This is a genomic window from Nodosilinea sp. FACHB-131, assembly GCF_014695395.1.
GTDB lineage: Bacteria > Cyanobacteriota > Cyanobacteriia > Phormidesmidales > Phormidesmidaceae > Nodosilinea.
In genome coordinates this window covers 165350-185603 of sequence record NZ_JACJOF010000025.1, presented here as the reverse complement: position 1 = coordinate 185603, position 20254 = coordinate 165350, and the positions used below count along the sequence as shown (strand labels likewise).

The window sequence follows — 20254 nt, the reverse complement described above, 5'->3', positions numbered from 1 at the left end:
TGCCCTGCCATAGACGACATTGCGTAGGTTTCAGCAAGTGGGTTAACGTAACTCTGCAACGTTCTAGCGCTAAGGTTTTGTAGGCTTGGCTTAGCGGTGATTTCACCCGTCCTGACCGTCGCGTAATCCCTCAGCCCTATGAAACCCTTTGACGAACTTCGGCACAGTTGGCAGCGTCGTTCCCCAGCAGGGAAACTGCCGTGGCGGCAGGTGGTGCCCGGTGTGGTGGTGTTGGGGCTGGTGGTAGGTGCTCGGCTGCTGGGGCTGTTTCAGGGTCTGGAGCTGAAGATGCTGGATCAGCTGCTGCGCTGGCGACCGGCTGAAGCTACCGACGAGCGGGTGCTGATTGTCGGCATTGACGAAGCTGATATTCAACGGCTGGGTACCTATCCTGTGCCCGATGGGGTGCTGGCCGAGCTGCTGCAAACCCTGGCGGTGCATCGGCCCCGTGCGGTGGGCATCGACATCTACCGCGATATGGCGGTGGAGCCGGGTCATGCGGCCTTGGTCGAAACTCTGACGACCCTGCCCTATGCGATCGCCATTGAGAATATTTTGAGCAACCCGCCGGTGGCGGGGCCAGCCTACCTACCTCCTGAGCAGGTGGGGTTTGTGGATTTTCCCCAGGATGACGATGGGTTTGTGCGCCGGGCTCTGCTGGGGTCGCCCAACGCAGTGGGAGAGTTTCGGTTTTCGCTGGCGCTGCGGCTGGCGGAGACCTATTTGCAGGCGGAGGGGCTGACTCTGGAAAATGGCCTGCGCGACCTCTGGGCTATGCGCTTTGGGGCTACGGAGTTTGCTCAAATTTATCCCCATGCGGGCGGTTATGTGGGGGCCGATGCGGGGGGGCACCAGGTGTTGCTCAACGGGCGCAGCGGCCCTCAGCCTTTTCGGCGGGCGTCATTGCAGCAGGTGCTCGATGGCAGCGTAGACCCTACCTGGATTGAGGATGCCATTGTGCTGGTGGGCATTACTTCGTCAAGCGCGAAGGACTTTCTCAACTCGGCGGCGGTGGCGGCGGACAGTCCGGGGCTGGTGTATGGGGTGGTGATGCAGGCCCACGCCACCAGTCAGTTGGTGAGTGCAGTGTTGGACGATCGCCCCCTGCTGCGCCCCTGTCCCGACGGCCTGGAGTATCTATGGATTGTGCTGTGGGGCGGGGTGGGCACGGTGCTGATCTGGGGAGTCAGATCGCCCTCTTGGTACCTGTTGACGATGGGCCTGATTGGTTTGGGTCTGGTGGGGGTGAGCTTTGGCCTGCTGTGGCTGGGGGGCTGGTGGATACCGCTGGTGCCGACGCTAGTGGTGTTTAGCGTTAATGGGCTGGTGCTGCCGGGGTTTTATGTGTATGACCAAACCCTGCGATCGCGCATTGCAGAGCGCCAGCAAATTATTGACCAAACCTACAGCGCCATTCACAACGGTCCCCTGCAAACCCTGGCCCTGCTGCTGCGGGAGAGCGAACCTACCTCCTGGGCGGAGACCCGACCCAGGCTAGAGCGTCTCAACCAGGAGCTGCGCGACATTCGCGAGAGTCTACCCGCCGCGCTGCCAGGGAGCGATCAGGCTATTCCGCTGCACGAACAGCTTTGGAACACCTACACGGCGACTCTGGCACGGGGCGAGCAAGACTTTCCGGGGCTGCGATCGCTCAAGCTCAAGGTTGTCACCTTTGAACCTTTCAGCACCCTGGGCCTCTCGGCCGACGATCGGCAGGGTCTCTGTCAGTTTTTAGAAGAGGCGCTGCTCAACGTAGGTAAACACGGGGTAAACGTGACCCGCCTCACCGTAGTCTGCCAGGCCAATGACACCGAAAACCTGATTCAGGTGATCGACAACGGCCAGGGACCATACTCCCTTGACACCTCACCGACGGGCACGGGTTGGGGCACCCGGCAGGCCAAACAACTAGCCCAGCGATTAAAGGGGCAGTTTAAGCGCGAGTTTAGCAGCGCCGGTACCTGTTGCGAGCTGCGGTGGCCCTTAGTAGCCCAGCGCCGTCTGGGGTTCAGGAGGCTGAATCGATGAGGTAATGGGAGTCAAATTACCCAGGGCAATCTCCCTTTGCCGAAACCGGCAAGGCCGCTGACCGTTAAGCGTCGATGAACTGGCGTAAAATTTTGCTGATTCGCTGAGCCGCTCATTTAATCTTAGGAGCACACCTACAGAACGGTAACTAGGGATGCACAAACCAGCGATCGCGGCGGCACTTTCGGCCCTCAGCAGCCTGACCTGCATTTTTCTATCGGTGGGCAACCCCAGCTGGGGCAATGAGGTGACCTTAAATTCCTCACCTCTAATTGCTCAAAGCTCAAATCGCCGTGGTTATGAACCGCCGCCCACCTCTCGGGCACCTCGTCGCACGGTGGGGGGCGGCACCCGAGGCGGCTGCGATGGCAGTGCTCCCATCAACCTCACGGCGCTGGCCCCCCAGTCACACATCGGCGCGACGGCGGCGACTCGCCCCACTTTAGTATGGTATGTGCCCGACGAAACCCCTTACCAAATGCAGCTTCAGCTCTATCGATATGCGGCTGCCGAGGGTGACGAGCTGACGCCGGTTAACACATTTAATCTGGGAGAAAGTCAGCTGGGGTACAGGTCGTTTACGCTGCCTGAGGATGAACCCGCGCTAGCGGCGGGCAGCACCTACCGCTGGAAGATAATCTTGCAGTGCAACCCAGGCCGACCCTCCCAGGTGGCGTTAGATGAAGCCGACCTACAGGTGGTGGCTGCAACGAACCAGGACCCGACGGGCCAGGGCAATCTGGTCGATCGCGCCGAGCAAGCGATCGCAGCGGGGCTTTGGTACGATGCGATCGCCCTACTGTCTGAGGCTCCGGTTTCTCCAGAGGCCGCTGCCTACCGCCGCGACCTGCTGGCAGGGCTGGCCGAGCAGGAGGCATTAAACCCCAACGATGACATCTCTCTATTTAGCGATCGCCTCAATTATCTGGCCGAGCAGGAGTAGTGCCCTAGTCGCAGGCCCGGCCCAGCACCAGGCGACCGTCGGGGAGTTGGTACACGCCATCGGGCTCTTGAATGCTGGTGGCCGTAGGCTCGTCTAGGGCACGCACCGTGCCGGTGGGGTAAGCCGAGATGCCCCCATCGCCAGGGGTGGAAGGCAACCCATCGCCCCCCGTGACTACGAAGGAGCCCAGGCTGTCTTGGCTGCGGGCAATGCAGCTCCCCGCTGTGAGGGCACTGGTATCGACAATGACGTCGGTTAGGGCCGTCAGGCCGTTTTCGACGAAGGTGGCGTCGCCCACAAAAATTTGGCCCGACTCGATACCGCCCGTGGCGTTGATATCGACGCGATCGTTGCCGTCTAAATCTAGCAGCTCATTTCGGCTCAGATTGCGTGCAGCAATGCTAGGGTTTTGCCCCAAAAAGGCGGTGCGGCTGAGGTCAATTACCCCGCCCCGGCCATCGGCAGAAAAGGCCAGAATGTCGCTGTCTTCGAGGGCAATGAGGAAGTTAGATGCGATCGTAATATTGCCACCACCCCCATCACCTCGACCCACAAAAGTTTGAATATCTCCATTATTTCTGAGAATAACCTGGCCCGCTTGGATATTTACCTGCCCTCCTGATGTTTCTACCGTAAAGGTTGCTATAGTTCCGTCATCAACTAATAGCTGCTCTAAGGTTACTAAATTGATACTCCCCGCATTGCCTACCCCTGAACTAGTCGTGTCCAGAGTTGCATTTTGCGAAATTTCTAAGTTTCTAGTTCTAACCTGAATATTTCCGCCTGTGCCTTCTCCCGTAGGTTGAACACTGCTGGATGCTCCACTGGGCGAACCTATAGCATCTGTGCCAGAAAATCGGGCTAGCTCGGAAATGTCCAAAACCACACTGCCTGCATCACCAAGACCAAAAGTCGCGGCGTTGAGCACAGCCCCATCGAGAACTTCAAGGTTTCTAGCTCTTATCTGAACGTTTCCACCGGCACCCTCTACGCCTGGTTCAACACTACTGAAGACTCCACTAAGGTCCCCATCAATAGGGCTGAATCCAACGAAGCGAACTAGTTCAGTAATGTTTAAATTTACACTGCCAGCATCGCCTAATCCGAAGGTAGAGGCACTAAGTATGGCACCATTGAGCACTTCAAGATTTCTGGCTGTTATCTGTATATTTCCACCAGCTCCTACTCCATTAGGACCAACCAGGCTAAAAGCCCCACTATCGAAGCCTGTAGGACTAGAACCTTCAAAGCGAGCTTGTTCCGCAACTGTCAAAATTACGTTGCCTGCGTTTCCTCTTCCGGAATTTTCTGTACTTAATGCCGCTCCATTAAGAACTTCTAGATTGCGGGCGTTAATCCGAATATCTCCCCCTGTGCCTTCACTTCCCAATTGAATGCTGCTTACAACTCCTGTAACACTGCCATCAGTACGATTAGAACCGACAAAACGAGCTTGTTCAGTAATGTTTAGAATTACATCACCTGCATCTCCTGTTCCAAAAACCGAGGTGCTAATCTGCGCTCCATCAAAGACTTCAAGAGTTCTAGTGGCTATTTCAATATTGCCACCCGTGCTGCTTTTTGTAGATGCAATCGCGCTAAAAACTCCAGTTGGAATATTGACTATGGAATTAAATCCAGCAACATATATTCTCTCGTTAATGCCTAATTCTATGGTGCCTGAATTACCTATTCCAAAAGTCGAAGCATCAATCTGTGCTCCATCCAAAACCTCAAGGACATTGGCCATTATTTGAATATTCCCCCCAGCACCCCTCCCACTAGGCTGAAGAGTACTAGCGACTTGACTGGGTAGCCCAGTTATTGGATTAAAGCCAGCGATGCGAGCAGTGTCGCGGATGATTAGCTCAACATTACCTCCCTGCCCACTGCCAAAGACTGAAGCGTTAAGCTGTGCTCCATTGAGCACTTCAAGATTAGCTGCATTAATGCGAATATTGCCGCCAGTTCCTACATCACTACTGCTTATATTGGCAAAGATTCCGGTAGCCCGACTGCCATCTTGGCCATCTATGCGAGCTGTGCCATTAGCATTAATCACTACATCACCCACATTTCCTATTGAAGTAGTATCAATAAAACTGTTGATAACAGAGACATCGCTACGGGCGTCAAGATAAACCGTACCACCCTGTTCACTCGGCCTGCTAGTATTAATGCCGTTGCGGTAGATTCCGCTGCCGTCAATAGTAATACTGCCCTCGGATAAATTTGTGTTGGCCTGATATTGATTTGTCAAAAGAACCAAACCGTTGGGGGCAGTAATTAGAACGTCGCCAATGACGATGTTTGCACTTGAAGGTGCTTCTGTATTAAATCTATCTCCAAAAAAACTATCCGTAGCAGGATCAAAGCCAGTTTCAAATTCAAGAGGCGGAATTCCTAATGCGTCGGGGCTGATTCCAGCCCTAATATCTAATGTGGGTTGTGCACCACCATCTATTTGAACAACAGTTTTGTCTGAAAGGGTAATAGTTTCTTGCAAAAAATCAATGCCTAAAGTGCCAGGATCTGGTGCTGTAATTTCAGCAGTACCAATCGTAACGGATCCCCCGGCCAAGACATGAAGCGAACTACCTAGGTAGTCTTCAATAAACACATCTCCTAATGTACGGATGATGGGGTCAATGGGGCTAAATAAGCTACCGCCGCTGCCGTCTAGGGTTTCTACAGTGAAGTTGCCGCCGCTCCAGTAGTGGGCGTCGCCGCCGACGGGGTTTGCAGACCGCAGCACCATATCGCCATAGCTATACAGCCCGCTGTCGGGGTGGCTGAGAGCCACAATATCGACCTGCTCGTTGCCCTGCACCAGCAGATCGCCCCCGGCGAATCCTACAAATGGGGCATTTACCGCGTCGCGAATCTGCACGGTATTGCCTAGCAGGGTTAAATCACCTCCGGCTGCTACCTGCCGCTGCAAGTCCAGTCGGTTAGCGGCCAGGGTGAGGTTTTCGCCTGCGGCCAGTGGGGCTCGGCTTTCGATATTGCCAGACGACTCGCTCAGGTAGGTGCTAAAGAGGGCACTGGGGTTCACCGTTAGCAGGGTGCTCTGCTCTGGGGCGATAGCGCTGTAGACTCCATCGCCCATCGGAATCGCCTCGGCAGTGCTGGCGTAGAACGACCCCTGAATATCGAGGGTGGCGGTTTCGCCAAACACTAGGCCGTTGGGGTTGATCAAAAACAAATCGGCTGCGCCATCGACACCCAGGGTGCCAAAAATTGCTGAGGGGTTGCCCCCGGTAATGCGGCTGAGAATGGATGCGACCCCCGCCGGGTTGGCGAAGTAAAGCCGCTGTCCGGCATCAATATTGAACTCTAGAAAGCTGTGGAACAGGTTGCTGCCGCGCAGGGCACCGCCTTCAATCAGGTCGGCTTCGCTGCCACGCACCAACGCATCAGGGGTCACGGTAGACGCTTCACTTCCCAGGGTGGCATCGGGTATAACTTGCGCCTGGGCTGTGAGCGTTGCTCCTGCTGTTGCGAGCAAAACCAGGGTCATAGTCAGCGGGAGTGACCTTGTCAGCAAGGCTTTGCTCAAAGCAGGAAAAATAGCCATAGATGCGGTTTAGAGCATAGTTCATGGCAACCCTACCACAGGCCTAAGCTGAGTCCGGCTCACTCTTAACGATCGAACAACGTCACAGCGGCATAACCTCTGCAAACAGCCTTTATCGCTACTGGTGAGGCCGCTTACACCAGCGGTTTGGACAGATGATAGGGATGGCGTGCGCTAGGGCCGTAACTCCTCACTGCAAATGTCGGTGGCCAGGGCTTCGCGGGCCGCGATCAGTTCTTCGGAGGGATCTGCAATGGTGAAAAGAATTTGCAGAGCGTCGGCAGGCAGCTCATTTTCGATAAAGTAGTCGGCTTTGGCTTGGGCGATCGCCTCAGCATCGGCCTTTTCAGTAGCCAGCTCAGCGGTGAGCTGGTCAAGATCGGCGGCAATGCGATCGCGCTCCTCACCAGCAGCCATAATCTGAAGGGGGATTTGCACTGTTAACACTGACCCAAAAATCGGCTGGTCTTCGTAGATCAACATCTGATAGGGGCTGCCCAGCCGCAGTGGTTGGCCGTCGTAGGCGGCAGTTAACAGGCCCGACTCGGTTGCAGTTGGTTCGGCATCCCAAAGCTGTGCAGCGGAATCACCTAGGGGCTGTACCTCAATTTGAGATATGTCTCCCCGCAGCAAAAACAACGGCTTCTGGTGCCAGAGAGTTTCGCTATCGCCAGGGTTAATGAGACAGGGAGGTGCGCTATCTCTCACCGGTCTAGAGCCGCTGACCTGGCCCCGGCGGCGGTCTTGAACCTGGCCCCGAAAGAAGTCGAACACCTGCTCAAACGCTAGGGATGGCTCGGGAGCTGGCTGGGCGATCGCAACCGGCAGACCCAAGTTGCTCACCATTGCCGCTGTCATCAATCCGGCCAGTATCCAGTTATTGTTGCTCACGGTTAGCCTCCTTAAAATGCGGTAGTGCGTAACTCCAAACCATTAGTGACGGCAGCAGCCAGGGCAACAGCACCGCTCCGCCAATGTAAAGCTGTAGACTCAGCCAGCCGTAGCCCGCTGTGGCTGTTCCTAGAGCAGTCCCCAGCCTGACCCGGCCTAGTTTAGGGCGATCGCTTAGATACAGAGCCAGGGCCTTGCCCCCCAGGGCGGCGACCAAAATCAGCCACAGGTCGGGGATGGGCACCACTAGCCGGTCGGTCAAGAGGTGGTGGGTCATGTAGGCATGGGCCTCGCCACCAGTTAGGTCGATGCGATTGTCGCCCTGCTGCCCAAACCAATAGCCGAGAGCCGGTGGCATGGGCAGGTTGTCATCGCCGTCGGCGGCAACCCCGGCAGCGTAGTAGCCCCCTGCCGCCACAATCACCACGGCTTCCTCTAGGCGAACACCATCGAGTTGTGTCACCTCACCCTCTGGGCTTGCCAGCAGCGCGGCGGCGGACACTGACCTGTAAATCTGTTCGGGGGGAATCGAAAAATCAAGCAGGGGTTGTAGCCAGCGCTGCCTAAACCGATAAGACATGTGCGTGATGGGGTGCAGTTTGGCCCAGGGGGATGGGGTAACATCGTTGTGCTCTCTCAGGTAGGCCTGCACCTGGGCTTCGAGCGGGGGGCCAGGGAGGCCGGGTTGGGGACGGTTGGGGCGCGATGGCCCTTGAGGGCCGGTCTTCGACCATCGCTGACTCAACCGGTAGGCCAAGGCTAGCTGGTAGCTAAAAGGGGTGCGGAAGTCAGGCGAAGCCCGCAGCGGCAGAATGTGCCACTGCGGTACCCAAGCATCGCCGTGCAGCACCCGGTAGGGGTCAGCCACCTGAAAGTACAGCTCAGTCCAATCACCGCCAGGGTTTTGGGTTGTGATAAAAACGGGCCAAGCCTGGTTAGCCATGGTCTCGCTCAGGGCCTGGTTGAGGGTGGCGTCGTGGTCGGCTTGGGCCAGGTCGAGAAGGTAGTCGATGCCAATGACCGGAGCATTGAGTTCGTTTAAGCGGGTGATGATATCGGCCAGCAGAGCGCGATCGATGGGTTTGAAGTCGCTGATGCCTTGCTGCACAAAGGTAGCCTGATCGACCTGCACCAGCACTACGGGCGGGGTAGTACCATCGGCCACCTGGCCCGTGAGGTCGCGATATATGGCCTGCACCGCTACTCGCTGATCGAGCAGCCACTGCTGGGGCAGGGGCAGCAGGCTGAGCAGGGCCAGCGCGCCGAGGGCGATCGCCTCCCGTTGCGTAGGTCGCCACCGTCGCCGCAGCGATCGCCACCCCGTCGGCTGAAGCTGGTAGGGCACCGCCTGGGGATGATAAAACAGCGAGGGCAACAGGTAGGCCGAAGGGTAGGTGAGGTGCTTCGCCAGCTTGAGAAATTCACAGGTTCCTCTCACCGCCTCCTGCACATTTTCGTAGCGGGCTAAGCGCTGCACTAGCTGCACCAAAAACGCCTGGGCCACCTCATTGTGAATGGGCTCGCGCATAATTACTACTTGGCTGAGGCCAAGATTGACCAGCCCCTGGGCAATATCCAAGCCGCTACACGAGTTGAACAGGGCACATTGCAGTCCCCGCTGCTGGGCCTGTTGTAGGTAAGGGGATAATTCTTTGGTGGAAATAGCGGTGTTGGGCGCAATGGCAATCTGTCCATCCAGCAGCGCCTCCTCGTTGCTGTGTCCGGCGAAAAACAGCACGTCCCAGCCCTGATGGTCGGCAATGGTTTGGCAAATGCGCTGCTTTAGGTCGGCGGCATTTTCGCCCGGTTGCCAACCCACGTAGTGAATATCCATTAGAGACTTTTGGGCATTGAGGGCGCTGCGCTCGGCGGCAAAATTCAACCCCGTTTCATCTCCTAAAATGGCCAGCACTCGGGCTTTACCCCGGCGAAATTCACTGCGATCGCCCGTAGCAGAGCGAATAGTGGCGGGCGATCGTACAATTTGCATCTGAGGGCCAAACTCCCAAGTTTCCCAAGGTAGTCGGGCTAAATCCAACGGTGTACAGGTCAAAAATAGCGCCTGGCCTTTACCCTTACTCTGGGCCGCCCGCTGCAACTCTTCCCGCAAGTCAAACAGGTCGCCGTGCTTGAGCCAGGTGTGAAACTCCGACAGCAGCCGCGCCTCGGCCTGCACCAGCTGGCTGTGCCAATCGACCTCCAAGACAGCGACTTGGCCCATAGCCCCAGCCCGCCCCCGCAGCGACTGTTTGTAGTAACCCAGATAGGTCCGCCGCCAGCTCTCGTACAGATCCAAGAGCTGAGCCGGAAACGCCAGACTGGCGGTCAGACGCTGCCCCTGACCCCAAGCCAGCTCAAACAGGCAGCTCTGGTCAATTTTGTGAACCGTAAGGCGGTAGGACATGGGAGTGGATGAGTGGATGGGTAGATGAGTGGATGGGTAGATGAGTAGGAAAAGAAAAATTTGAATTTTGGAGAAGGTGGGATGTTTTATTCGAGTAGCGTTTTTGGAGAAGATAAGGTTAAGTATCGAGTTTTGAATTCGGCGTTTTAACTCAAAATTCAAAACTAAGAACTCAAAACTCCATCACCCCCTACCCATCCACCCGCCTACCCCTCTACCCCTCAGGCTGAAACACAAACGGAGGCCAGTTGAGGGTATTGCCGTTAGGCAGCTCAACGGTGGCGGTGAACGCTTCATCCCAGGTGCCGATCGCCTGGGCGTAGAGAAAGCCGCGTTCATTGCCCTGGGCCAGGGTTTGCTCGGCCAGCACGGCAGCGGCGTCGCGCACGATCAGACGGGTGCCGGGGGGTAGCTGCTCGCCGGGGGCAGGGCCTAAGAACAAAAACAGCGTCCATTCTGGGGGATGAGGCTCAACTAACGTCCAGGTCAAGGCATAGAGACGAAAGGGCAGCCCCATGGTTTGCAGGTCGGTGTAAGCACCGCGCGCATTAGGCGGAATAGTCACGCCCGTGGGCCGCAAGTCTCGCAGAATATCTTCAAGCTGCTCCACAGGAGTTCTCATGGATCGCATAGCGGTGGCCGGGGCCAGCGGCGGCATTAGCGTCCAGGACAGACTGTCGGCTACGGCGTCGAGCTGGTTGAGTAGCCAGCTCCCGACATTAATCGAGTCACGGGTTTGTGTGGGCTGGGGGACGGTTTGGGGCACGGCGATCGCAGCTGCTGAAGTAGACTCTGGGCCACTGATCTGATCTGGGTTGAGGCAGGTGAGATAGAGCAGCAGGTCTTCTGGAGTAGTGTCGAAGCAGCGGATGGGGATGCGGTAGGTGCCGTCGGGCTGGAGGGTAAGGCCCAGGGTTTGGCGCTGGGCTAGCAGGCGATCGCGCCGCAGCCCGGCCAAAATGGTCACCTGATCTACCTCTTCCTGTACCTCAGCCAATATATAGAGGTGAGCAAATCCGTTGGTGTCGTTCACCGTGGCGGCTGGAATGGCCACCTCATCGTCGCTGAGGCTGCCCTGGGCCACCAGGCAGAGGCGATAGTCGCCCACCCGACCGTTAACGCCAGGGGTGGGGGGCTGCTGAGAATCGTAGTAGAGAGCTAAATCTAGGGCACCCGATTCTAGCCACTGCTGCAATCCTCGCAGCGCCATAGCCCGCAAAAAGGTCGGCCACTGCTGTGCCCCATCCGACACCTGCTGGCATCGCTGCACTGCCCAGTTCACAGCTTCGGTCGAGAGGGTGACGGTGGTGGCCCGCTGCGGCTCAAATTCAAAATCGATTGGGTCTGGGGAAGGGCTCATGGCGTTTAGATTAGCGGGTGAATCGAAGGTAGGGAAAGGCACGGTCTTACTCCAAGGCGGGCATGAACTGGTGGATTGTGGCGCAGAGCTGGCGGGCAAATAGACTTGTGGGTGCAGAGCGGTTAGGGCTTTGGGCGACGGCGGCGTCTTCGGCTATCAGGCCGTCGATGTGCTCAGCCAAAATAGCCTCTAGGGTTTGATCGAGCCGCTGGAGCTGCTCGGGGGAACTGTAGTCAGCGGCCTCCTGCCGCACCTGTTCATACAAAGTAGGAATCAGTCGATGGCGCACATCGGCGCGCAGGCGCTGGAGGTCTAGCAGCCGTCGAGCTTTGGCAAAGTTGCCGAGACCCAACTCCGTTGCCAGAGCGCTAATGGTTTGACCGAGGCAGTAGAAGCGGTGCAGCCCCTGAACGTAAACGCTGTCCTCTGGGGTTTTCTTTTGGCTGAGACGGGTAATGTTGGCGGCAATCACCTGGGCGATCGCCCCTTCTAACCCTTGCTCAACGGCCTGACGAAAGGCCCCTAAAAATTCCTCTTGCTCATCGGGCACAGGAGTCAAGTCGGGCAATTGATCCCAGTCGGGGACTTCGGGCCGGTAGGGGCCACTCGAGCCCCCTCGCACATGGATGCGGTACTGGCGCAGCTGGTCGGCCAGGTGCTTGAGCTGCTCAAGGGTCGTGTTCATTTCTCGCAGCTGCCCGGATTTGGGCGGCTGGCAGCGGCGGGCGCCACCGTTTTGGCGCTGAGCTAGGCGATCGCGACAGTACACCCGCTGATACCGCTCCAACAGCGCTACCCCCGCCGTCACCTCGTACTCGCTGCACAGATGAAAGGTGCGTAAAATTTTCTCCACCTGCCCCAGGCTAGTGTCGTTGAGAATTGCCCAATCGCTAATCCGGTAAAGCCCTTTTTCGAGCAGCAGTTGGTCTAGCTCCGGGTGGTTGCAGGTCAGGCGGCTGCTCCAGGTGCTCAAGGCAGCCCTATCCGGGTCGTAGCTCTCTAAAATTTGCTGGGTAAAGGGGCGATAGGGAGAGGGCGATCGCCCGTCGTCATCGAGCACCACTGCCAGCAGCTCGGCGGTAGTAAAGCCGTAATGATGGCCAAATTTCTGCGCCAGTCGGTGGCAGGCATCGCGGATTTGGTGGCTGACAAAGCAGCGCAAACTGAGCAAAGCCAGATCGGCCTGGGCTGCTTTCGAACGCCAGCGATCGAGCAACGCCTTTTGCAGATCGCTCGTTTGAGCATCGGTGTAATTTAGCGAGTCGGCGAAGGCTTGCTGAAGCCACTCTTGTACCTGAGACAGCAAATGGGCCTGATACTCACCTGCACTGGTCATGCGAATCAGTTGCCAGTATCGAAATATCGTCATGATTTTGGGCTCTGAGTTGTGACTAGGAGCGACTACTTGGCGATGGTGCTCAGCGACAGTAACTTCTGCCTCAATCGGTTGTGGATGCTGCGACTCTGCCGATAAACCTGGCCCTTGCACTCGGCAACGGCCTAGTGCAGCAGCATTGACCAAAACCCGATGCAGAATGACGCATGAGTAACCCTCTACCGGGGACGACATCAGCCTATAGGGCTGGGTGGAGTGAACTTATTCAGTTTTCTGCAAAGACAACGTCAGCTTTGCGTACCCGTTTGACGCGGCAGTAAATCTACAGTTCTAGAGTCCATGAACTCAAAACCTGGGGCCATGGCCGCGACGGTGATCAATTGCATAACTTGGTTGCGCTAACTTTTTGCATCACCGAATAAGTTCCCAAGTCTCAGCCATAGAACCTTGCAGAGAGACTCCAGGACCTCTTTCCCTTTACCGCAGAGGACTCCTAGACCTTTAGGAGATGTCACCATGCCTAGCCTTAAGCGTCGTCAGTTTTTGCAGGTTGCTGGGTCAACCCTGGCCGCTGTGGGCCTTAGCCAAATGGATGTGCGGCGGCAGGGCGATCGCTACGCCCACGCCCTAGCCCAACCCACCAACCGCAAACTGGCTCTGCTGGTGGGTGTCAACGAGTATCCTGCCGGGGTCACCCCTCTGCGCGGCTGCCTCACCGACGTACGCATGCAAAAAGAGCTGTTGATACACCGATTTGGCTTTGATCCCGCCAATATTCTCACCCTAGAAAACCAGGCCGCTACTCGCCAGAATCTGCTAGATGCCTTTGAGTCGCACCTAATCGACCAGGCCCAGCCGGGGGATGTAGTGGTGTCTCACTTTTCGGGACATGGTTCGCTGGTGCGCGACCCTGACCCAATTTCCACCGCACCGGCAGGCTATAACGGCAGCCTGTTGCCCTACGACGCCCGGCTGAATCTAACCAGCAACCAGGTCAACGACATCATGGGCAAAACCCTGTTTTTGCTGACGGCCAACCTCAAAACTGACCAGGTGACGGTCGTGCTCGACAGCTGCCACTCGGGCGGTGGTACTCGGGGCGACTTAATTCTACGGGCCGTCGAGCCACGGGTCGCTCTGGGCGATGCAGAACCTAGTGCTCTAGAACTGGCCGAACAGGAGCGCTGGCTAGCGCGGCTGGGCTGGTCGCCTGCGGAGCTGAAAACTCAGCGCAGCCGAGGCATTGCCAAAGGGGTGGCGCTAGGGTCGGCTCAGACTAACCAACTGGCGGCAGACGCCTCCTTTGGCGAGGGCGAGGGGCAGTTTCACGCCGGGGCGTTCACCTATGCGCTGACCCGGTACCTGTGGCAACAGCCCGGTAGCCCGCCGCTCGATCGCGTGTTTGTTGACCTAGCCCGCAGTACGCGGGATGTGGCTAACAGCGATCGCATTGTGCAGTCGCCCATCTACGAGGTGGAGCCAGGGCGCAACTTTGGTCAAGAACCGCTCTTTTTCAGCCCTCCCCAGAGTCCGGCAGCAGAGGCCGTCGTGGTGGGTACTGAGGCCAGTGGCGAAATTAAGTTCTGGCTCGGAGGCGTGTCGTCCCAAAGTTTGAACGCTTTTGAGCGCGGAGCTATTTTCTCGGTCGTGGATGACAATGGCAATGAGATTGGCCAAGTTGAGCAAACCCGGCGGGTAGGACTAGAGGGCTACGGCAACCTAACGGGCAGCGCTCGCGGTCAGATCGCAGCGGGGCAGCTGCTGCGGGAGCGGGTGCGGGGAGTGCCGACCGACTTGACCCTGCGCGTGGGTCTGGACGACTCTTTGGGGGCAGAGCGGGAGACGGCGCGATCGCAACTGCTAGCTTTCAACCGCATTCAGCCCGTCGCGGTGGATGGCAGCCAAAGCCCCCACTACTTGCTGGGGCGTATGACTGAGCAGGGGCTTGCGATCGCCGCCACCGAAGCCGTACAGAATATAGGCCAGCTAGGCAGCATTGGCCTGTTCACTCCAGGGCTGGTGGCCATTCGCGCTAGCTTTGGTGAACCTAATGAGCCCATGGCTGCTGCCATTCAGCGGCTCAACCCCACGCTCAAGCTGCTGCTGGCTGGGCAGGTGCTGCGATCGCTGCTCAACAGCGACACCTCTAACCTCAATGTCGATGTAGCTGTACAGCCGGTGAATAGTTCTGTTGCCATCAGTCGCAGCGCCAGCCGTCGAGGTAGCGAAGACAACGAGGTAACCCAACGGCTAGATGGCTTTAGTCAAACGCTGCGATCGGGCAGTGAAATTGTGGTCACGGTGACCAATGGTGAATTTCGCAGCCTCTACATAGCCGTGCTAGCCATCGGCAGCTCGGGGAGTATGTCAGTGCTGCACCCTACCGATTGGGATGCTCCTGAAAGTGAATCGCTCTTAGAACCGGGTCAGCAGCTAGATATTCCCCGTCAGGAGGCAGGGCGCGACCCGAACCGCAGCTACTGTAGCAACCCCAGCGAAGCCTTTCACCTGTGTTTGAGCAGCTCTGGCTATGCTGAAATTCTAACTCTGGTGAGCACCAGCCCCCTGCGTGATGCCCTGCGCAGTCTTCAGCAAATTGCCGTCGCCAACAACACTCGTAGCGGCGACCCCATTGGCTTGCAAAACGATGACCCTATCAATGTGGTAGATACCCTGCTAGGCGACATCGATCGCAGCACCCGAAGCTCGAACAGCCTGCGCGACGATGTACGCGGGGTAGACACCACCCAGCTCGCCGCCCTGTCCACCCTGATTCAGGTAGTAGAAGAATGAGCGCTCGGCGGGGTGATTCGCGTAGCGATCCGTACCGGAATCGCCAACTAGCCGCCACTGCATAGGTTTGGCTGCTCCAGACATAAGAGAAGGTAGACGAGTTCAACCCTATTCCTATGCCTAGTCCCCGCTTTGCGATCGCTTACCTGACCCAGAGCCGCCCGGTAATTTTGATGCAGACTTTTCCGGTGGTACAGACTATCGAACAGCGCTATCACCTCTCCTGGCTGCGGTCTGTGCCCGCCCTACTCGAAACCGGCAAAACCCAGAGTGCCTTAGGCCATCTCTACTGTCAACTGAGCGAATGGGATCGTGCCGCTGGGGCTTATCTGCGATCGCTCAATGCCTTCAGCCACGCTGAAGATGTCGTTGGCCTGGGCCACACCCTCACCCATCTCAGCGTGGTGTTTGCCCAACGTCAGCAGTACCGCTGGGCCTACGACTACGCCGCTCAGGCCGTGCAGCATCTGCACAATACAGCAGACGATGCAGGCTATGCTGCTGCTCTTCACACCCTGGGCATGGGCCACTACTATCGTCGCCGCTATCGCTTGGCGCTTAGAACCCTAGAGAAAGCCCTCGCCCTGCGCCACGAACTGGGCGACGAACTGGGTGAAGCCATTACCCTGGGCTGCATGGGGCGAGTCTATGCCGTACGAGGCGAGCACTGGTGCGCTCTTTCCTGCTATGAAGCGGCCCTCGATGGCTATCGCCAGCACAAGCACCAGCTAGAAGGCAACAGCTACGAAATCATGATTCGCAGGCGCATTGCCCAGTTGGCCAAAAGTGTAGGTCACACTGATTTGGCGATCGCCCATTTTGAAGCTGCCCTGATGCTTTGTCAGAAGTGCGATCGCGCATTGGCCGCCGAAATCTTAACCGATCTCGCCAGCCTGCACGAGGATTTACGGCAAAATGAAATTGCCCTGCGCTATCACCAGCAGGCGCGACAGTTGCAGCAGTCTGCAAAGCCCAAAGTCAGTGAAAATGATACCCCTACTCTAACATCTTTACAGCCCACAGAAGAAGGCTATTACTAAGTCAAATACTCCGTAGACTGGGCACTGCCACTATCGCTCTAAATTCTGTTGGCTTAGCCCCAATTCTTATCTGTATCCCCGTAGGGACATAGCATGCTATGTCCCTACAATTTTATGAATGAATTACTTCTATTATTGCGTAAATCGAGAGCAGTCAATCAGACTTAGAGATTATACCCAAAATCTTCGCTCACATCGTGAATAAGCTCATCCTCGTCAGACATAGGTAAGAACAGGAAGGCAAATAAACCTACCTTCCTAACTCGGAAAAACAACTTCTCGAAAGGAGAAACTTCCATGTCTGACATGATCAAGCCCAACGACATCATTGCCGAAGCTGAAGAGGCCGCTAATCTGGCCATCACCGAGCTTTCCGCAGGCGAACTCGCCGATTGCAGTGGGGGCGTCAGCGGATTAGGCGATATCAGCAGCCTGTTCAAAGGGGCGAGCAGCTTCTTCGAGCAGTCGGGTATCAAGATGGATCAGGTGAGCTTTGCTGGCCCTAACGGTGCTGGCAGCATTAGCTCTCTCACTGGCTTTGATACCGCCTCTGGCAACTCCGATGTGATTGGCTTCGGGCTGTAAAAAAGCCCCTGTCCAAACGACGAGTGCCCCTTAGACATTAACCCTCTAACCACTCGGCGTACTAGTCTACAGGGCTTTCATGCAGAGATATGGCTCCACCATGTCTCTGCATGTTTCCTAAGTTTGAATAAGCCAAAACTGACCTAGTTATTGATCTAGAGACAGGATTTTGTAAGCCATGGAAGAGCATGATTTAGATCTCGCCACCGTTGAGCTATCACTAACAGAGTTAGACGAAGTTTCTGGCGGGCTAGATATTTTTATTTCGGGTTCCATATTCGATCAAAGCGAAGGCCTTTTGACTCAATCGGGCGGCTGTGGTTGTCCAGGATCTATGCCAGCTAAAACATCCAATACATCCTCAGGGACCTTTCAATTCGCTGGGCTGGGCTTTGAGTCGGTAGACCAAATTTTTGCTGTGTTTGCCGGGCTATCTCGGCTGTTTGGGCGTTAGCCGTTTTGAGTGTGAGCAAATAAAGGATTTCGCTATGACAACGCCCCTACTTCGAGAATTTAACCAGCAACATGTGGATTGGCTGGTGCAGACCGGCACACTGCGATCGCTTCAGGCAGGCGATCGCCTCCACACCTCCCACCAGCCTCTCAACCACCTGTGGATTGTGGTCAGTGGTCAGCTGTCAATGATATTAGAGACCTCACTAGCTGATGAAAGTGGCAAAGCTACCCCCAAAGAAATCCTGCGATTATCCGGTGGGGAGCTGATTGGCGCACTGCCCGCTATAACCACCTATCTCTCACAATCCACCCTGTTTGCCCTCACCGATGCCACTGTCCTGGCACTTCCCCTGGCCGCTCTCACTCAAAAGCTGGCCGACGATGTCGACTTCGCCGCCCCGTTCTACCGGGTAGTAGCTCTGACCCTGCGGCACCAGCTCAATCAGTGGGCGGCGCAGATGGGCTACAGCGTGGCCCTGCTCGGCCAGCTTCAGCTTAAAGAAGCGGCGACAGTGTTTGCCGAACTGGCCGACAGCGATCTGGACTGGATGATGGCGGTGGGGCAAGTCGAATCTGTAAAACCCGGTACGCCTCTATTGCGCTGCGGCTATCCAGTTGATGCCCTGCATTTGTTGCTAGAAGGGGCGGTGGGCCTAAGCGCTGCTGAGCAGCCGCCTAACCTAGTAGTGACCGCTCTCATGCCAGATCCAGATAGAGCAGAGACCGAATTTGCCCGGCTGTCGCGGGGCGATTTAGTGGGTGAAACCCTGCTATTGGATTCGGTCCCGGCGGCGGTGGGGGCGATCGCCCTGCGTGAGTCTACCCTGCTGACGATTCCCCGCTGGCGGCTGCTGGCCAAACTGCTCTACGATCGCCCCTTTGCCGCCCGACTCTACCGGCTGCTGGCGCTGCTGCTGGCCAACAAACAGCAGCTCATGCTGGAAAAACTGGGCGTTTTGGCTCCTAATACCGATCTCGACAGCCAGCTGTTGGAGCGGGTGGCCCTGGCTGAGGCCCGGTTTGAGTGGCTGGTGCAGCGGCTGCAAACCCAGGCTCAATTTTAGATTTGCACTTTGGATTTGCGCCTCTGATGAAGTATCTCGCTCCAGAAGTAGGGTGGGTCATCGCGATTGGCCCTGGCTCTGCACCGTAGTCCAACCGCCTGACCCACCGCTCACTCAAATCAAGCCTCTAGTCATGGGCGGGGGTGGGTTACGGCGGAGCGCCAGGTTAACGGTTGGTGGCATAGGAGAACAATCGCCTAACCCACCCTACGGATTCTTCTTTTTTCGTTCTTCGTTCTTCTGCCTTTCTCCCGGAGTTTGACCATGGTACCGGCAAAGCATAGCAACCTATTTCGCCCCCAGGCGCTAGAGCGCAGCGCCTCTCCCGAACAGCTCGATCAATTGGTGCAGGTGGTCAGCCCCAAGCGCTGGCTGGCGCTGACGGCTCTGGGCCTGTTGGTCAGTGCCGGGGCGGCCTGGAGCGTGCTGGGTCAGATTCCTTTAACTGTCACTGGGCAGGGGGTGCTGGTTTATCCCAGCGATGTGGTGACGGCGCAGTCGCCCGGTGCTGGCCCCCTGCGCTCAATCGAGGTGAAGCCAGGGGACTGGGTGAAGGTAGGCGACATTCTAGCGGTGCTCGATCAGTCTGAGCTAGAGACCCAGCTGCGGCTGGCCCAGGAGAAATTGACTCAGCTGCAAATCCAAGACCAGACTGCCCAGCGGTTAAACAGCGAGCGCAGTGGGCTAGATCAGGGGGCGATCGCCCAGCAGCGGCGAGCACTGGAGCAGAATTTGCGATCGCAGCAAGCCCTCACCCCCACCCTGCAGTCCCGCGCCGAAGAATCGCTGCGCCAGGAGCGCCGAACCCTTCAGCAGCGGCTTACCACTCTGCAAGCGCGGCTGCCCATCTATCAAACCCGCTGGGAGAACTGGCAGCGTTTGGCTGACGAGGGAGCCATGTCCCAAGAAGAGGTGCTGAGCGTACAGCTGGAATACCAGGAGCTACAAAACGAAGTCAACGATGTCGAAACTCAGCTTGAATCCCTAGATCTGCGCGACACCGAAGCCCAGCGCGACTACCTCGACAACCTCAACCGGATCGCCGACCTTCAAGCCCAACTTCAAGATCTCGACGCCCGCGCCGCCACCCAGCGCGAGCAAGACAGCACTACCCTGGCCCAGCGCCAAAAAGAAATCAAAGACACCGAAGCCATGATCGCCCAGCTCACCGAGCAGCTCACCCGCAATCGGACGATCACCAGCAACCACGACGGTCAGGTGATCGAGGTGATGGCCCAGCCCGGCCAGCGCCTTGACCCAGGCATGCCTGTAGCGATGCTCGCAGCCCAGGACAGCAACACCCCCCTCACCAGCGTCGCCTTTCTGCCTGTCAGCGACGGCAAAAAAATCAGCGTCGGTATGACGCTCCAGGCCACCCCCACCACCGTCAAGCGCGAAGAGTACGGCGGCATTCTCGGCACGGTTGACGAGGTGTCGAGCTTTCCCGTCACCCAGGCTGGGGCCGCCCGACTGGTCGGCCACCCTGACATTCTGCCCGGCATCATGGGCGAGGGGCCGCATATCGCTGTCTTCGCCACCCTGCAAACCGACTACAGCCCCAACAATCCCAGCCAATTGCGCTGGTCAGCCTCCCCCCAAGGCCCCAACCAGCCCATGACTTCCGGCATGACCACCACCGTCCGCATCACCGTCGAAAAGCGCCGCCCGATCTCCTACGTGCTGCCGATTCTCAAGCAGTGGGCCGGGTTTGGGGATGAGGCGGTGAAGGGGGTTGATGGGTAGGGGGTGGATGGGTAGGCGGGTAGGTGGGCAGGTG

13 protein-coding genes are annotated in these 20254 nt (G+C 57.3%); 8 read left to right on the top strand and 5 right to left on the bottom strand.

Annotated elements, in window-relative coordinates:
* Positions 1–138: 138 nt before the first annotated feature.
* Positions 139–2028, top strand: coding sequence for a CHASE2 domain-containing protein (locus tag H6F75_RS15950; protein ID WP_190753449.1), 1890 nt, complete (start codon positions 139–141; stop codon positions 2026–2028).
* A 154-nt stretch (positions 2029–2182) separates the two neighbouring features.
* Positions 2183–2971: a DUF928 domain-containing protein gene (locus tag H6F75_RS15945; protein WP_190753448.1), complete on the top strand. Its 789-nt coding sequence runs from the start codon at positions 2183–2185 to the stop codon at positions 2969–2971.
* A gap of 4 nt (positions 2972–2975) precedes the next feature.
* Here the strand turns inward: H6F75_RS15945 and H6F75_RS15940 are convergent, their stop codons facing one another.
* From H6F75_RS15940 to H6F75_RS15920, 5 genes are all read right to left on the bottom strand, one after another.
* The gene (locus H6F75_RS15940) at positions 2976–6491 is read right to left on the bottom strand and encodes a filamentous hemagglutinin N-terminal domain-containing protein (RefSeq protein WP_190753447.1); all 3516 of its coding nucleotides are present in this window, start codon (positions 6489–6491) and stop codon (positions 2976–2978) included.
* Between the two features lie 231 nt (positions 6492–6722).
* On the bottom strand, positions 6723–7439 hold the full coding sequence (locus tag H6F75_RS15935) for a hypothetical protein (RefSeq protein WP_190753446.1): 717 nt from the start codon (positions 7437–7439) through the stop codon (positions 6723–6725).
* A complete protein-coding gene (locus tag H6F75_RS15930) occupies positions 7426–9843 on the bottom strand; it encodes a CHASE2 domain-containing protein (protein ID WP_190753445.1) in 2418 nt (805 codons plus the stop codon). Before H6F75_RS15930 ends, H6F75_RS15935 begins: the two co-directional genes overlap by 14 nt.
* A gap of 214 nt (positions 9844–10057) precedes the next feature.
* Complete coding sequence (locus H6F75_RS15925) at positions 10058–11203, bottom strand: DUF1822 family protein (RefSeq protein ID WP_190753444.1); 1146 nt, start codon at positions 11201–11203, stop codon at positions 10058–10060.
* A gap of 46 nt (positions 11204–11249) precedes the next feature.
* A complete protein-coding gene (locus H6F75_RS15920) occupies positions 11250–12572 on the bottom strand; it encodes a hypothetical protein (RefSeq protein ID WP_199303966.1) in 1323 nt (440 codons plus the stop codon).
* A 483-nt stretch (positions 12573–13055) separates the two neighbouring features.
* Here H6F75_RS15920 and H6F75_RS15915 point away from each other — a divergent pair, with 483 nt between their 5' ends.
* The 6 genes from H6F75_RS15915 (at position 13056) to H6F75_RS15890 (ending at position 20220) form a co-directional block, all read left to right on the top strand.
* Positions 13056–15332 (top strand): caspase family protein, encoded by a 2277-nt coding sequence (locus H6F75_RS15915; RefSeq protein WP_190753443.1) that lies wholly within the window; start codon positions 13056–13058, stop codon positions 15330–15332.
* Positions 15333–15448: 116 nt separating this feature from the next.
* Positions 15449–16372 (top strand): tetratricopeptide repeat protein, encoded by a 924-nt coding sequence (locus H6F75_RS15910; RefSeq protein WP_190753442.1) that lies wholly within the window; start codon positions 15449–15451, stop codon positions 16370–16372.
* A gap of 297 nt (positions 16373–16669) precedes the next feature.
* Positions 16670–16957, top strand: a complete 288-nt coding sequence (locus tag H6F75_RS15905) for a hypothetical protein (protein WP_190753441.1) — start codon at positions 16670–16672, stop codon at positions 16955–16957.
* A gap of 178 nt (positions 16958–17135) precedes the next feature.
* Complete coding sequence (locus H6F75_RS15900) at positions 17136–17411, top strand: hypothetical protein (RefSeq protein WP_190753440.1); 276 nt, start codon at positions 17136–17138, stop codon at positions 17409–17411.
* 34 nt (positions 17412–17445) lie between these two features.
* On the top strand, positions 17446–18477 hold the full coding sequence (locus H6F75_RS15895) for a cyclic nucleotide-binding domain-containing protein (protein ID WP_190753439.1): 1032 nt from the start codon (positions 17446–17448) through the stop codon (positions 18475–18477).
* A gap of 264 nt (positions 18478–18741) precedes the next feature.
* Positions 18742–20220 carry an NHLP bacteriocin system secretion protein gene (locus H6F75_RS15890; RefSeq protein ID WP_190753438.1) on the top strand — a complete coding sequence of 493 codons (1479 nt, stop codon included), beginning with the start codon at positions 18742–18744 and terminating at the stop codon, positions 20218–20220.
* The last annotated feature ends 34 nt before the right edge of the window (positions 20221–20254 follow it).